The organism is Belliella calami (assembly GCF_022549695.1).
Taxonomy (GTDB): Bacteria; Bacteroidota; Bacteroidia; order Cytophagales; family Cyclobacteriaceae; genus Belliella; species Belliella calami.
The window spans coordinates 116,590-132,743 of the sequence record NZ_JAKZGS010000010.1 but is presented as its reverse complement, the minus strand read 5'-3'; the positions used below and the strand labels follow the sequence as shown (position 1 = coordinate 132,743).

At 38.2% G+C, this 16,154-nt stretch carries 14 protein-coding genes; 8 read left to right on the top strand and 6 right to left on the bottom strand.

Annotation, left to right across the window (positions count from 1 at the left end; all coding sequences use genetic code 11):
- The first annotated feature begins 47 nt into the window (after window positions 1-47).
- Together MM236_RS12930 and MM236_RS12925 are read left to right on the top strand one after the other, a co-directional pair.
- On the top strand, window positions 48-1,079 hold the full coding sequence (locus MM236_RS12930) for a sensor histidine kinase (RefSeq protein WP_241275400.1): 1,032 nt from the start codon (window positions 48-50) through the stop codon (window positions 1,077-1,079).
- Window positions 1,066-1,821 (top strand): LytR/AlgR family response regulator transcription factor, encoded by a 756-nt coding sequence (locus tag MM236_RS12925; protein WP_241275399.1) that lies wholly within the window; start codon window positions 1,066-1,068, stop codon window positions 1,819-1,821. The genes MM236_RS12930 and MM236_RS12925 overlap by 14 nt, the downstream gene beginning before the upstream one ends.
- Before the next feature lie 238 nt (window positions 1,822-2,059).
- Here MM236_RS12925 and MM236_RS12920 read toward each other — a convergent pair whose 3' ends face one another.
- From MM236_RS12920 to MM236_RS12900, 5 genes are all read right to left on the bottom strand, one after another.
- Window positions 2,060-2,557 (bottom strand): hypothetical protein, encoded by a 498-nt coding sequence (locus MM236_RS12920; RefSeq protein WP_241275398.1) that lies wholly within the window; start codon window positions 2,555-2,557, stop codon window positions 2,060-2,062.
- A gap of 46 nt (window positions 2,558-2,603) precedes the next feature.
- Window positions 2,604-3,017, bottom strand: a complete 414-nt coding sequence (locus MM236_RS12915) for a hypothetical protein (RefSeq protein ID WP_241275397.1) — start codon at window positions 3,015-3,017, stop codon at window positions 2,604-2,606.
- Window positions 3,018-3,145: 128 nt separating this feature from the next.
- Window positions 3,146-3,886: an Eco47II family restriction endonuclease gene (locus tag MM236_RS12910; RefSeq protein ID WP_241275396.1), complete on the bottom strand. Its 741-nt coding sequence runs from the start codon at window positions 3,884-3,886 to the stop codon at window positions 3,146-3,148.
- Window positions 3,887-3,924: 38 nt separating this feature from the next.
- The gene (gene dcm, locus MM236_RS12905) at window positions 3,925-5,190 is read right to left on the bottom strand and encodes a DNA (cytosine-5-)-methyltransferase (RefSeq protein WP_241275395.1); all 1,266 of its coding nucleotides are present in this window, start codon (window positions 5,188-5,190) and stop codon (window positions 3,925-3,927) included.
- Between the two features lie 238 nt (window positions 5,191-5,428).
- Window positions 5,429-5,707, bottom strand: coding sequence for a hypothetical protein (locus MM236_RS12900; protein ID WP_241275394.1), 279 nt, complete (start codon window positions 5,705-5,707; stop codon window positions 5,429-5,431).
- 45 nt (window positions 5,708-5,752) lie between these two features.
- Here MM236_RS12900 and MM236_RS12895 point away from each other — a divergent pair, with 45 nt between their 5' ends.
- The gene (locus MM236_RS12895) at window positions 5,753-6,568 is read left to right on the top strand and encodes a restriction endonuclease (RefSeq protein ID WP_241275393.1); all 816 of its coding nucleotides are present in this window, start codon (window positions 5,753-5,755) and stop codon (window positions 6,566-6,568) included.
- 219 nt (window positions 6,569-6,787) lie between these two features.
- Here the strand turns inward: MM236_RS12895 and MM236_RS12890 are convergent, their stop codons facing one another.
- Window positions 6,788-6,955: a PDDEXK family nuclease gene (locus MM236_RS12890; RefSeq protein ID WP_241275392.1), complete on the bottom strand. Its 168-nt coding sequence runs from the start codon at window positions 6,953-6,955 to the stop codon at window positions 6,788-6,790.
- Window positions 6,956-7,511: 556 nt separating this feature from the next.
- Between MM236_RS12890 and MM236_RS12885 the strand changes: the two genes are divergently transcribed.
- The 5 genes from MM236_RS12885 to MM236_RS12865 all read left to right on the top strand — a co-directional run bounded on the left by MM236_RS12885 (window position 7,512) and on the right by MM236_RS12865 (window position 16,114).
- Complete coding sequence (locus MM236_RS12885) at window positions 7,512-8,420, top strand: alpha/beta hydrolase (RefSeq protein WP_241275391.1); 909 nt, start codon at window positions 7,512-7,514, stop codon at window positions 8,418-8,420.
- Window positions 8,421-8,646: 226 nt separating this feature from the next.
- A complete protein-coding gene (locus MM236_RS12880; protein WP_241275390.1) occupies window positions 8,647-11,049 on the top strand; it encodes a glycoside hydrolase family 31 protein in 2,403 nt (800 codons plus the stop codon).
- Window positions 11,050-11,134: 85 nt separating this feature from the next.
- On the top strand, window positions 11,135-13,243 hold the full coding sequence (locus MM236_RS12875; RefSeq protein WP_241275389.1) for a bifunctional aldolase/short-chain dehydrogenase: 2,109 nt from the start codon (window positions 11,135-11,137) through the stop codon (window positions 13,241-13,243).
- Window positions 13,244-13,505: 262 nt separating this feature from the next.
- Complete coding sequence (locus MM236_RS12870; RefSeq protein WP_241275388.1) at window positions 13,506-14,783, top strand: sugar isomerase; 1,278 nt, start codon at window positions 13,506-13,508, stop codon at window positions 14,781-14,783.
- Entirely contained in the window at window positions 14,783-16,114 is a 1,332-nt protein-coding gene (locus tag MM236_RS12865; protein WP_241275387.1) for an FGGY-family carbohydrate kinase, read from the top strand. The genes MM236_RS12870 and MM236_RS12865 overlap by 1 nt, the downstream gene beginning before the upstream one ends.
- The last annotated feature ends 40 nt before the right edge of the window (window positions 16,115-16,154 follow it).

Sequence of the window (16,154 nt, the reverse complement as noted above, 5' to 3'; positions counted from 1 at the left end):
ATAGCCCTTTTGAAAGAAAGGGCTATTTTTACAATACCAATCATACTATGAAGAAGTTTTTCCAATCACTTTATTTGAGCAAATACTTTTTGGCTTTTATAGTCATCTTTGCCTATTTGGAATCCATACAGATCAGGTTCTACTTTAGCAAATCCTTCCGTTGGTTTTTGTTTACTCCTGACGCAGCCATTGGTCAGCTGATCAATGCCATGCTTTTGTTTATAATCATCGGTTTGGTAATCCGAAGGTTTGAAGAAAAGCTGACACTTAGCCATGCGCTTTCGGTATTCACTATTTCCCTTTTTGTTTATGTGATTGGAAATAACGTTTTGGCATTTTTGATATCACTTTCATTCAATACTGTAGCGCGAAATTTCAATTTTAACTCCTTGGCAAGCTCAAACATCAAATATGTCATTGATGTATTTGTCTACGGAGGTTTCTTCTTGGCACATTATTATTTTCACAAGAATCAGGAGGACAAAGAGAAAATTTCAGAACTCGAAAAAGCTCAAATCGAAAGTCAGCTATCCAAGCTCAAAGCACAATTAGACCCACATTTTCTTTTCAATAACTTGAATGTACTTGATCAACTGATCGAAGAAGACAAAGAAAAAGCTTCTGGATTTCTCCATGATTTTTCTGAAATCTACCGCTATGTACTTAAGGCATCGGAACGAAAGTTGGTCAGTCTGGAAGAAGAGTTTCATTTTGCGCAACACTATTTCAGGCTGATGCAGCAGAAATTTGGAGATGCTTATAGGCTTCACGTTTCAGGGCAGTTCCCAACAAATGCCTTCTTACCACCATTGAGTCTGCAATTGTTGCTTGAAAATGCAATAGAGCATAATATTGGAACAGAAAAATCCCCGGTGGAAATTGAGCTAATCTTTGAAGAAAAATCACTCCAAATAAGCAATACACGCAAACCCAAAAAGTTGCCAAAGCTCGATGGAGGAAGAGGATTGGAAAATCTAAAAGCGCAGTATCAGCTTTTTGGAGAAGCTAATCCTAGCATTGAGAAAACAGAAGAAAAATTTACGATTCGACTTCCATACCTATTTAATGATGCATATTGATATCCTGATCATAGAAGATGAACTTCCTGCAAGGAGAAAACTATTGCGCTATCTTGGGCAGCTGCAAGATGATATCCAAGTGCTAGCTGAATGTGCTACTGTGGATGAAGCCATTTCTTTTTTTGAAGATGGGGGAAAAGTGGACCTTATCATTTCCGATATCTCCCTGCAAGATGGCAATGCTTTTGACATCTATCAGGAAATCGCCTTGAAGTCCCCGATTATCTTTACTACAGCATACAATACATTTATGTTGGAGGCTTTTGAAAGCAATGGGATTGATTACCTATTGAAACCATTTACTTTTGATCGATTCGAAAAAGCATGGAGAAAGTTTTTGCTTTTCAGAAATCAACCTCCCAACATTCTCACCTCACCTACGGAACCTTCTTCAAGTCAAGTTTACAAAAACAGGTTTATCATCAATACCGCCAAAGATAGTTACTTCTTGGAAGTGGATAGCATAGCTTATTTTTTGGCCGAAGAGGGAATCGTCAGAGCTATAGAAATGAACGGAAAAAGCCATTTGATGGGAATCAGCACTTTGAAAGAAATAGAGGAAAATGTATCGCCGACACAATTTTTTAGGATCAATAGATCCGAGTTGGTTCACAAGAAAGCCATCGTCCGAATGGAGCGATATGGCAAAAATAACCTGGCAATTCAAGTGAGCGGACAAGACAAAAAACTAATTACCAGTCAGTCTGCTACGGCCGATTTCAGGGCATGGGTTCAGAAGTAATCGTTATTCATTTTTTAAATCCCTTTTGGATGATTGGGATTTTTTTGAAATACTGTAAAAACAATGTTGAAATACTATAGAAATATGGGTTTGTGGATAAATCAAGAAAATGGCCTGTGTATCCACAGGCCATAGCCGATATTTTGTCTCTTCACCATGGTTTGTGTCCTCACAGACCAGAAAAGCTGGTTTATAGACTACGAAGCTCATTTCTTGGTACTTGGTACAAATACAGATTCTATTCTTCTACCCGATCGTACCTGATAGGTTTTGGTTCAGCACAAAAAGAAAAACTGCTTGGAATAATGTCATGGCATTCATAGAAAAGCAAAATCATCGCGCTATTGTTATCTTCGAATGAAATTTTAACTCTCTGTGCAATGGGATATTCAAAATCGCTTTCAACCAACTCTTCGGCTGTTGCTGGAGGGTTTTCATAGTCTTCTGCATAGAAGTACGCCCGGTCTGAAATGACTAGCTCTCCACCCTCTAGCGCATAAGTGCCAGTTGACAAAGACAAAACTCCAAGTTCATATTCTCCTTCACTCTGTGTCCTGACATTTTGTGACTCAAAAGTCCCATTTGAATTGAAAGTAAAGTTTGTTTGCAAAGTCTCATCGCCATTTAGAAATTCGTGCATCCAAGTTCCTTGAACTCTTTCCTTATTCACTTCGTCCGTATCGTCCATACAAGAGAAAAGCAAAAATGGTAGCAATACTAGATAAATTTTTTTCATGATTATGGTATAAAAAAGGTTATAGTTGTTTGAAAATTTTGTAGGATTAATCCTGAATGATTTCAGAACTGACTAACTCAACCCTGACAATGTCTCCTGTATCATTGGAAGAGATTACTTTCCATTCTTGGATATTTCTACCACCCCAGAAGCCCATATTCAGTCTTAAGGCTCCATTGGTGTTAGACCAATTGCCCGCATAGTCAGCATATGCTACAGGAGGAGTTCCACACCATCCGGCCATTGCCCTACTGGTCATTTTTCCATTGTTTCTAAAAGAAAAGCCAGAATTATTTTCGGGCAAACTTTCAGTTCTTGTTAAGCTAAAGCCGTTTTCGTGGCTTTCACTAATCGTCCAATTCCCAAGAGGAAATTGCCCATTTTCCTGAACATCTCCATCATTGTCCATGCAAGAAGCAAAGAACAAAAGAACAGAGAAAGCGAGTAAGATCTTTTTCATTTTAGGTTTTAAATTTGCTGACTTTAATAAGACGGAATTTAGTTGAAGAATGTCTTGGAGGGGAGGGGATTTTTTTTGGGGGGGCATGAGAAATGAGGAATATTAGTAAAATCAAAAATGTAGTTTATTTAACCTATTTCTTTGTTTGTTGAAGAAGGATATGTTCCATATGCCGATGTGAAGTATTGAAATAGATTTTTCTGGGTATCTACAGGCATAGGCTTCCTCGTTAAGTCTTCTATGACTTTCGGAAGACATTTGTACAAATTGAAAAGTGCGTCAGGGTCACCTGTAACTATTTCATAAAAACTAGCTCCATCAATAAGCCGAATTGCTTCATTAGTTGAAAATCTTGCTCCTTTTTCTTTGTCCGATGGAGTGAAAGGTACATTTATTCTTTCAGGTTTTCGTGGAATAATTGTCACATAATATGCTGTAAAATCCTTAAAATTACTGTGTTTATAACCTACTAAATTCTCCATGGCTTGATAAAGTCCGGATAGATCAGAGCCTTTCACAGTATTATATTTGTTTTTGATTTCTGCAATGATTTTTCTGTCTTTATGCACCAAGTCCATAATTTGACCAGTTTCCAAATTGTCCCAACCATCCACTTTTCCAAGTATTATTTGGTGAAAATCGCCTACATGATTTTGTAGGGATTTTTGTGCTTGACGTGTTTTTTCTGCGATCAACCACTCTTCGTGCGAAATGTCAAACCCTGAAATTTGAAACAATGCTGAAAACGGATCCAAAACATTTTTATTGAATTGCGATTCGGAAGTTTTGAGTGATTTTTCTGCGATGATTAATAATCTTTCTACTGAACTGTATAGATGCTCGTTAGAAATCCAAGAGAGTAATTGCATAGAGTTTGTAAATTATCCCACAAACTAAAGAAACTCTCTTATTTTGCCAAAAGATATGTGTTTTTTGACTTAACAGTTTTGCTGTTATAATACTCATTCAAAAACTTCACAACTGCATAACCTACTTCCTGTCCAAGGTTGACTGGCACAGCATTACCGATTTGTTTATATTGTTGTGCAAGTGAACCTGCAAATTTCCATTCATCAGGAAAAGTTTGAATTCGCGCATATTCACGGACTGTAAAAGGCCTTGTTTCTTCAGGATGGCATCTTTCAGTTTGCTTTTGGGCCGGGCTACAAGTCAGTGTAAGCGAAGGTTCATCCCATCCAATTCTTCTAGCCATACCTGTTTTACCTCCTCCTAGATAAAAACTTCCTCCCATATATTCCTTTTGAAGGTCTTCTGGAAGATCACGCCAATACCCTTTTGGTGGGATCATGTCCAAAACTTTCTTTTTATATTCAGGATATTTTGCTCCATTAGATTTGGGAACGTCTGAATCAAACAATGAACCCTTTTTTAGGGCATCTTCAAGATTATAAATCCTTTTATGTGGCTTAGGATAATGGAAATCAACTTCTATATCTTTTCTGATCCCTACTAAAATCAATCTTTCTCTTTTTTGCGGGACTCGGTAGTGAATAGCTTTCAAAACCTGCACAGGAACAACCCTATAGCCAATTTCATCCAAAATAGAAATCATTCCTTGTAACGTCTTGCCTTTCTCGTGACTCAACAAACCTCTCACATTTTCTCCAATGCATATTGCAGGATTCACCTCCTGCACTACCCTCGCAAATTCATAAAACAATGTTCCCCTAGCATCATTAAGTCCAAGCTTCTTCCCCGCATAGCTAAATGCTTGACAAGGAAATCCACCTGTTACAACATCTACTTTGTTTCTGTATTCCGAAAAATCAAAATCTTTGATATCTCCTTCAAGAACATTCCAGTTAGGTCTATTCGTTCTCAAAGTTTCACAAGCCCATTTGTCAATTTCATTCAGGGCAACGCATTTTATACCTGCTTTTTCCAGCCCAATACCTAATCCTCCTGCACCAGCAAAAAGTTCTAAAACGGAATATTCGTAGTTGGGCTTTACGTAATTTGACACTTCGTCTTCGATAACTTCATCAAACATGCTTCCAAGGAGCAACTGAACGTCAGATTTTCTATAGACACGATAATTGGAGACAGGTTCACGTACGGCATTCAATATACCCTCTTTGTCCCATCTTCTCAGTGTTTCTTTGCTTTTACCCACAAGGTCAGCCGTTTCCGCTAGCGTCAAATATTCTTTCATAACCAAATTATCAAACCTTACACATTGGTTACAAATATAGAAAGGATTTTTAATACTAAATTATTCCATGTGAGAAATTTTGAAGGATTTCAAAAGAGGAAAAATTAAGAAATTCGGAAAGAAAAGCGTACAACTGGGGGTAATGATAGATGGTAAAATGATGGACTAACACAATTTAAGTTGGGGTCTAGTGCAATTCCTCCATTATTGGTAAAGACAATAGGCAAGGCAATCCTCTTCATAAGCCATAAAGTTGATAACCGCAATAAAACATAGAAGATTTTTCAATAGCCTCAGGAATCATTGTTTTTGAATACAATTCATTTTCAGAGAGATCACTTTGCCAAATTTCATCTATTTCATTATATATTTCGAATTTACCTGAAATTTTATCATAATGAATTTCTTTTCCACTGCGGCTCAATCCGCCAGCAAGTATAATATAGAACTCTGCTCTACCATTAATATCGCAAAGTTCTTTTAGGTGATCAATCGATAAAACTATTTCCCAATCCATAATTAATTGTATTTTTGAATTTCACACCAGGAAAATAATTAAAATATGGCAACCTTTCCAAAAAGAGAGTACTTTTTCAAACCAGTACTTTTGGCAATTCAGGAACTTGGCGGATCAGGTACTAATGAAGAGATAAATAACAAAGTAATAGAATCTTTAAAAATAACAGATGACTTATTAACGATTATGCATAAGAACACCAACCAAACTGAATTCGAATACCAGATGGCTTGGGTTAGAACGATGCTTAAAAGTCAAGGACTTCTGGAAAATTCAAGTAGAGGGGTTTGGTCGTTAAATAACAATTCAGATTTTTCATTAATAAATCCAATTTGGGATAAAAAAATGGAAAAGCAAGTTAATGAAGAGGTTAATGAAGAGGAAGACTGGAAAGAAAAAGTCCTAAATGTAATAATAGAAAATTTGTCACCTTCTGGTTTTGAAAGATTAATTCAAAGATTATTAAGAGAAAAGGGATTTACCCAAGTAGAAGTTACTGGAAGAAGTGGTGATGGTGGTATAGATGGTAGAGGTATTGCACGTATAAATGGAATTTTAAGTTTTCATATAATTTTCCAATGTAAAAGATATAAAAATAGCTCTAAAGTTGGCTCCAAAGATATTAGAGACTTTAGAGGTGCGATGGTTGGAAGAACAGATAAAGGGTTATTTATTACAACAGCCTCATTTACTAGAGATGCAATTTTAGAAGCAACGAGAGATGGGGCTCCAACAATTGATTTGATGGATGGTGATAAACTCGCTGAAAAACTAAAAGAATTAAATCTTGGATTGAAAGTGGAATTAAAAGAGTCTGTTACAGTTGATGAGTCCTGGTTTAAGAGTTTTGATGCAAACTAAATATAGAAACAGCTTTTAACCTGATGAAAATGAATACAAGCGGTGGCAATGCTTGAAACACTGCAAAACAAAAAATGATGTCAAATAAAATAAGGCAAGTTGTAAGGTTTCATACACCATAGCCTGGTGAAGACCCAAATATAATTTGTCATTTGAGTGCAAAGAATGTCTATTATGAAAGAACCCTATTAACAAAAGAAACTGGTAATGAAATTATATTTAAAACAGAGAGTCAATGGTAATAATTTTCAATATGTTTTGGATAGGGACTCCTAAACCCTCTTCACACACACATCCCAACGCTTCCTTAACCTCGAAATCCCAGAAGCGTAGTACAGTCCAAACTTTGGATTGGTAGTGATGGTTGATTTCACGGTCTCTTTGCATATTTCTTTGGATTTTTGGCTCTCGATATGGTATTGGCTTTTTGCTCAAGGGTGAAGCAGTTTTTCTAAAGATAAAAAAGAAAGACAATATCTTTCTCCAATACTTGTAACTTTAGGCTGATTTTGACTGGACACTGATCCTCAATGGGGATTGGCGGATTGAAGAAAATGATAACAACCTGACTCTATCAAGATCTGAAGGGCAAGTTGTGGATTGGTACAGACTGAAAAAAGTAGAATAAGGAACATTGATAGCGAAATCTAAAAAAGAATTATGGATATACGGAACTTTGCCACTAACTAAAGAAAAGCCTGATTTAGCTTAGATCCGATATAAATTGATATTAGATACTCATAGATATTGAACATAAGCAAGCAATCGACCTTGGAATTAAAGCTACTGGCAAAGAAGCGTATAATCGTAAAACAGAAAATACCGAGATATGAAATCAAGCATGACGAAGAACGTCACACACTGGGATGATTATCAACCATGCGAGATTCCATAGCCTGTCCCGACCAATCGGGATGACCTCTGAAAAACAAATAATAAACACATGAAACAAACCATCTTAATGATGATCTTTTTTGCTGTCAGCACTTATGGATTTTCCCAGAAAATTGAAAAAATCAACCTGTGGGAAAAAGAAGCTCCATACACCCTAAAAGCTATAGAGGAAGACCAATTTAATGAAAGGGGAAATGTAGAAACTGTCGCTATTCCAGACATCACGGTATATTTTCCAACTTCTGGAGAAGGTAACGGACGTGCTATCCTAATCTGTCCCGGCGGTGGATACAGAAATCTCGCCATCAATCATGAAGGCTATGACATTGCAAAATTTTACTCTGAAAAAGGTTATGTAGCAGCTGTATTGAAATACAGATTGCCAGAACCAAGCTTGGTCTCCGAACCATGGAATGTACCTTTGTCAGATGCCAAGCAAGCCATAAAATTGATAAGGAAAAATGCTGAAAAATGGAATATCGATTCTGAAAAAGTCGGAGTCTTGGGTTTTTCGGCTGGAGGACATTTAGCGTCTTCGCTTTCTGTACACGGTGTATTGGAGGAAGGAAGTCTTCCCAATTTTAGTATATTGATATACCCGGTGATTAGTTTTGAGAAAGGCGTAACGCATGAAGGTTCCAGAACAAATTTGCTCAGGGAGCAATTGGAGACTGATTGGGAGACATTTTATTCCAACGAAAAACAAGTCAATTCAAATACACCTCCAGCTTTTCTTGTCCATAGTTGGGATGACAAAGCTGTTCCAGCAGAGAATTCGATCCGATACGCAAAAGCTCTTGCAGCAATTGGCACAAAAACCGAATTACATCTTTTTGAAAAGGGCGGACATGGCTATGGAAAAGGGAATTCGATCACCCATGGCACTGCTTCACAATGGTCAGATTTAAGTTTGATTTGGTTAGATCAATTATTTCAAAAACTGGTAACAGGAGAGTAAAGGATAGTCTCTTCAACCCAATTGGGTATTTTTGATTTGAATAGCCATTTTGAGCTAGAATGAAGCATTCTAAAATCAGTGATTTAAGATTATTTTTCTTTGATCACTTTGGATAAAACTGAAGCCTTCTCTTTGAAAAGCAATACCAGCTAGCTACAGCCATTAAAAGATACGGTTTGGGAAAACAAGTCTGCCTCAAAATAACACTAAACCCTCAAAAACTAAAATGAAAAAATTTTCCATTTTTGTTCTCATTGTATTATGTATTTCACAAAACATAGTAACTGCCCAGGACCAAAACATATTAACTTTTCAAACTTCAGAGACGAAGCTGGAAATTGCATTTTATAAGCCTGATTTATTTAGAGTCAAAGTCGGTGCGCAAATACCTGAAGAGGAGTTTTCCTACATGCTTGCGCATCAACAATGGCCTGCCATCGCAGTCAATCAAGAAGAGAACGCAGATTCATACCTTATCACAACCCCAGCACTGAAGCTAGAAATTGACAAAAGCTCACTTGCAATCAAAGTTTTTAACGAATCAGGAGATTTGATATCTTCAGAAGCGTCAAATGAATCAGGAGGATATTACCAAAAAGAAATCAAATCAGGCATTTCAAAAAACATCCATTCGGATGAGCACTTTTTCGGATTTGGTGAAAGAATGGATTTTCTAGATCAAAAGGGAAAATCTTTGGTCATGAATGTAGGTCGAGGATTGCTCAAACCACATATTATCGGAGCCTACAATATCTTGGAAGCCAATTATGCTCCAGTGCCATTTATGATGAGTACCAAAGGCTATGGCATTTTCTATCACACAAGTCAGCCTAGTGAATTTGATTTGGGCAAAACGGACAAAGACAAATTGACTTTTCAGGCAGAAGGAACACACGTGGATTACTTCTTCATGTACGGCCCTGATTTCACACATTTGATCAATCACTACACAGACCTTACTGGCAAATCTCCTTTACTGCCAAGATTTGCCCACGGATTGCATGTGGGAACTTACAGCGGAGGAACTTGGGGACACGAACATCTGACTTCAGGAGAATATGTAGTCGCCTTAGCGAAAAGATACAGACAAAAAGGTATTCCATTTGATGTGCTTCATCTAGATTCTACATGGAGGCTTTTTGGAAAAAATGGAGGAAGTGGCGCAACTTCTTTCGAATGGAGAGAGACATTTACCGATCCAAAGAGCATGTTTGACCAGCTATATGGAATGGATGTAAACATGGTAGGATTACACGTCAGGCCAAGATTTGATAATGGAAACAACCTAAATCTCCTTGATCAAGCCAGAGAAGGAGGGCATGTGTATCCTGAAGAAAATAACAAGGGCGAATTTGTCAATTTCTTCAATGACAAAGCCGTCGATTGGTGGTGGGAAAACGGTGTGATGAAGATCGCAGAAATTGGTGCAATGTTTTTGAAGACTGATGAAGGAAGTGCCTTTGGAAGACAAGCGAATGAAAGCAGCAAAACAGGACCTACCAGTGCGGAGGCGAAAAAATTACACAATGTGTTTCCAGTAGCTTATGCAAAAGCACCTTACGAAAAATTCAAAGAACACAACAAAATGCGTGGTATGAACCATACACGAGAAGGCTATGCCGGCATTCAAAGATATCCATTTATCTGGGCTGGAGACTGGCCAAGCGAATGGCAATACTATGCTCCTGTAATCCGTGCTGGCATCAACATGGGGCTATCAGGAGTTGGATATTGGTCACATAATATGGGTGGATTCGAGCATGATGCCGATCCTGAGTTATTTGTGAGATGGGTGCAGTTTGGGATGTTTAGTCCAGTAGCACATGTGTTTGGAATGGATCATCCTGGTTACAAAGAACCTTGGAACTATGGTTCGGAGGCTGAAAAGATCTTCACACAGTATGCAAAACTCCGCTATAGACTTATTCCTTATATCTATACCACGGCATTTCAACAAAACCAAACCGGTGTTCCTATCATGCGAGCATTCGTCTTGCATCACCAAGATGATTTGAACACCTATAATGTTGATGATCAGTATTATTTTGGTGATCAAATGATAATCTGCCCCGTAATTACCAAAAGTGCCAAGACAAGGGTGGTCTATCTGCCGGAAGGTATGTGGTTTGATTACTGGACGGGAAAACCTTATGAAGGCAAAAACTACTACAACATCGAAACCCCACTGGAAACCCTACCGATTTTTGTAAAGGAAGGAGCAATAATCCCTTCGCAAGATGATGTTTTGTATGATAACAAGGAAAATTACGGTCGATTGACTTTCGAAATTTTCCCTGGGGAAAAAGGTGATTTTGAGCTTTTCGAAGATGATGGGATTTCTGAAAATTATGTGAATAATGAATATTCCCTAACAAAAATAGAATCAGAATCAACAAACAATGCTACCCAAATCACACTTCATAAATCAGAGGGAAAATATGACTTGCCTAAGCGCGAAATAGTTTTGAAAGTTCATGTAAAAGAAGAACCTCGAAACATCCAGATCAATGGGAAAACATTGGCAAAATCTGGAGGCGAAAGTGGATGGGATTACGACAGTACAAAAAACTGCATTTTGGTTCATTTCCAAAAAACTTATAATCAAAAGATTACAATAAATATAAATTAATGTACTAAAATTAACAGTACAGAACAGGACAGTAAATAACATTAAATAGGATAAATTTCCTTTTATAACTTAAACCTAGTTTACCATGGCTATTTTGGAACAAAAATTCAATCATGTCTCTTACCTATGGGACGAACAAAAAGCAAACTCTTTGGGCGATGATGAAGTTGCCCTTTTGATATATAGATCTAATATACTCGGTGCGGATCTACGAATCACAAATTATGGAGGTGGAAATACCAGCTGTAAGACTTATGAAAAAGATCCCCTTTCTGGAAAAGAAGTAGAAGTAATGTGGGTAAAAGGCTCAGGTGGAGATATTGGTACTTTGACCAAATCAGGACTTGCAGGGCTTTATGTTGACAAGCTCAGGGCATTGGAAGGCATATACAAAGGAATAGAATTCGAAGATGAAATGGTCGGTCTTTTCAATCATTGTATCTACGATCTAGACTCCAAAGCACCTTCGATCGATACACCACTACACGCATTTTTGCCATTCAAACACATTGATCACCTTCATCCAGATGCGGCCATTGCCATAGCTGCGTCCAAAGAAGGTGAGAAAATTACCCAAGAGCTTTTTGATGGGCAAATCGCCTGGATTCCTTGGCAGAGACCAGGTTTTGACTTGGGTCTTCAATTGAAAAAGGCCCTGGACGAAAATCCTGGAATCAGAGGAATCATGCTTGGAGGTCACGGACTTTTCACTTGGGGTGATACAGCTTTTGAATGCTATATCAACAGCCTTGAAGTAATCGAAAAAGCTTCGCAATACCTTGAAGACAACTATGGTAAAAACAGACCTGTTTTCGGTGGTCAAAAAATCGAGTCGCTTGAGCCAAGCAAAAGAAAAGATCAGGCTGCCATCATTTCTCCATTGTTGAGAGGTCTTGCTTCCAGCTATGACAGAATGGTCGGTACTTTCAGTGACTCAGATACTGTTTTACAATTTATCAACTCTAATGATTTGGAAAAATTGGCATCTTTGGGTACTTCTTGCCCAGATCACTTTTTGAGAACAAAAATCGCCCCTCTTGTATTAGACATTCCTGCCAACCAAGACCTTAGTGACTTGGGTGCAATCAAAGAGCATATCAGCAAGTTGTTTGCTACTTACAGAGAAGGCTACAAAGACTACTACGAAAAGCACAAAAGATCCAACAGTCCAGCAATGCGTGATCCAAATCCAGTGATCATCTTGTGGCCGGGTGTTGGTTTGTTTTCCTATGCAAAAAACAAGCAAACTTCAAGAGTAGCTTCTGAATTCTATATCAACGCAATCAACGTAATGCGAGGTGCTGAAGCAGTATCAGAATATGTTTCTTTGCCATTGCAGGAAGCTTTTGATATCGAATATTGGTTATTGGAAGAAGCAAAGCTTCAAAGAATGCCCAAAGAGCAGCCTTTGTCAAGGAAAGTAGCCTTGATCACAGGAAGTGCAGGAGGTATCGGAAAAGCTATCGCAGACAAATTAGCCAAAGAAGGTGCTTGTGTGGTCTTGACAGATCTTGACGGTGACAGATTGGAAGAGGCGGTGAAGGATTTTGGAAAAGACACTGCTATCCAGACAAAATTGAATGTTTTGGAAAATGACACGATAACATCTGCCTTCAAAGCCGCAAACCTAGCATTCGGTGGTGTTGATATCGTTGTAAACTGTGCAGGTCTTGCTATCAGCAAACCTTTGACAGAAACTTCAGAAGCTGATTGGGATTTGCTGAATGATGTCCTTGTAAAAGGCCAATTCAAAGTGAGTCAAGAAAGTGTAAAAATACTAAGAGCACAAGGTCTTGGTGGAGATATCATCAATATTGCTTCTAAAAATGCGCTTGTATCTGGACCAAACAATGTAGGATACGGAACTGCAAAAGCAGCCCAAGTTCATATGTCAAGATTGTTGGCTGCTGAATTGGGGCCTGACAAAATCCGCGTGAATGTGGTGAATCCTGATGCTGTAATCGAAGGGTCAAAAATCTGGGAAGGCAAATGGGCTGAAGGAAGAGCGAAAGCTTATGGTATTTCTGTAGAAGAATTGCCTGCTCATTATGCAAAAAGAACCTTGCTGAATGAAATCATCAGTACAGAGGATATAGCAAATGGCGTTTTCGCTTTTGTAGGTGGAATTTTATCCAAAAGCACCGGAAATATCCTTAATGTAGATGGTGGAGTAGCTGCCGCATTTGTGAGATAATTACCTCAAACCTATTTATACATTAATTCCTTTCAGGTTTTTTCTAAATTAGACAATACTTTAGTCTAAACCTGGAAGGTTTTTATTTATCTAATATGATTATCTGCAATTACACCAGAAGGTAAATTTTCACATGAAATCATGCAGATAATCGTCGACGGTCGTCTGTCGACTGTCGACAGCATTGAATTCAAGGTATTTACCTAATTAAATTTGGATACTGGTATAATAGCGGATATATATAATCTAATAATTCCCAAAAATGAAAATCACACAAAGCCATATAGAAAATTCCAATGATGAGTTGAAAAAGAATCATACGGAATCTTTCGATTTTTTATCCAATCAGCTTTCCGATAAAGGTGTAGATGTAAATTTGGTCGTTGAAAAAATCAGGGCATTGCAAATTGCAATACCATCATGGGCACTTGGTGCTGGTGGAACTAGATTTGGACGTTTTTCAGGTGCAGGTGAGCCAGCTGATTTGATTCAGAAGATTCAAGACATCGGAATCATCCACGCACTCAACAAATCAAGCAACGCCGTATCACTTCACATCCCTTGGGACATTCCTCAAGATTATGAAGCTATCAGGCAGATAGCAAAGGATTTAGATATTAACTTTGACGCAGTCAATTCCAATACTTTTCAAGACCAGCCTGGACAAAAAGTTTCCTACAAATACGGGTCTTTGGCTAATTCAGACAAAGCTGTAAGGGAACTGGCAGTAGAGCACAACAAAGAAGTCATCAAAATCGGTGAAAGATTGGGTTCAAAAGCATTGACTGTCTGGCTTGCGGATGGATCAAGTTTTCCAGGGCAACATAGTATCAGAAAGGCTTTGGCAAATACACATGATTCATTAAGTTCCATCTACGAGTACCTTCCTTCAGATTGGAAAATATTGGTGGAATACAAGCCTTACGAGCCAAATTTCTACAGCACAGTAATCCAAGATTGGGGTACATCCTTTTTGTTGGCTAATAAGCTTGGACCAAAAGCATATACTTTGGTGGATCTTGGTCACCATTTGCCAAATACAAATATTGAACAGATCGTAGCGACATTGATGACAGAGGAAAAATTGGGTGGATTCCATTTCAACGATTCCAAATATGGTGACGATGACCTTACAGTAGGAAGTGTCAAACCCTATCAGCTGTTCTTGATTTTCCATGAATTGGTACAAGGTTTTGCAGAAACCAATAATCCATCACTTTCATGGATGATCGATGCAAGTCACAATGTAAAAGATCCTTTGGAAGATCTCTTGCAGTCTGTGGAAGCCATCAAGCTAGCGTATGCCCAAGCATTGATCATAGATCAAAAAGCCTTGGAAGATGCACAGCAAAACCATGATACCGCCAAAGCACAAGAAATCTTGCAGGATGCCTACAGAACAGATGTGAGGGCATTGGTGTCAGAAGCAAGCAGACAGTTGGGAGGGGCGATCTCTCCAATAAAAGCATACCGAAAGGTTGGTGTGAGAAATGAACTGATCAAGGAGAGAGGAACTGATAGTAAAGCCAGCGGATTATAATGATACCTGTTACTGCCATATTTGATATAGGAAAAACCAATAAGAAGTTCTTTCTTTTTGATGTGAATTTCAAGGAAGTATATAAAGTCTATCATCGCTTGGAATATATACAAGATGAAGACGGAGATCCTTGTGAATCCATCAAGGAGTTGACAAACTGGATTAAAGACACCCTTACCCAAGCACTTGCTTTGGAGGAATTCAACATCAGAAAACTCAATTTTACAACCTATGGAGCATCACTTGTTCATTTGGATAGAGAGGGAGACCCGATCACACCGTTGTATAATTATACCAAAGAATACCCAAAGGATCTTTTAGAGGATTTCTATAAAAAATATGGCCCAAAGGAAAATTTCTGCCAGGCAACTTCCTCACCTGCTTTGGGTATGGTCAATTCGGGTCTGCAGTTATATTGGCTCAAATACCGCAAACCTGAATTATTCAAAAAAATCCACAATACCCTCCACCTTCCCCAGTATCTGAGCTATATGTTTACAGGGAAAATGGTCTCAGATTACACAAGTATCGGTTGTCACACTGGTCTATGGGATTTCAAAAACAATAGCTATCATCAATGGCTAGAGAGTGAAGATCTATTGAAGTTTTTGCCAAGAGCAGTGGATTCGGCTGAGACTTTCCCTATTTCATTCCGCAAGCAGTCGATGTCGGTAGGCGTGGGTGTACATGATTCCTCTTCTGCACTATTACCTTACCTGATCAACAATACAGAACCTTTTGCCCTCTTATCCACTGGGACTTGGGCCATTAGTATCAATCCTTTCAACAACGAAGAGCTGACTTTGGATGAATTGGAAAAAGACTGCCTTCATTTCATTGGTATTCATGGTCAGCCTATCAAGATTAGCCGACTTTTTATTGGTGAAGAACACAAACACCAAATCGAGAAGCTTTACGAATATTTCAAGCTAGAAAAAGGGTATTACAAGGCTTTGAAATTTGATCCTATCCATTACGAAAAAACAAAGGCCTGTAAAACCAAGAAATTCCGCTTCGAATATCTGAAACCGGAAGTTTATGGAATATCCCAAGCCGAGAAAAATGATTTTTCCCAATTTGATACATTTGAAGAAGCATATTATTGTTTCTTGGATGAGCTTACAGAATTACAAGTGGCCTCACTTCGGTTAGTCTTAGCTGATACTTCTGTAAAGAGATTGTATATCGATGGTGGATTCAATGCCAACGAGATGTTTGTAGAAATGCTCCGCCAAAAACTCCAAAATATCAGTGTGGAAACGACAGATTTTGCTTTGGGAACTGCTTTGGGAGCTGCTATTTTGGTGAATAAAGTTGCTGTGGATGGGTAATAGTGATTTTTAAGTGCCTTGCTTTCAAATAGAATTTATA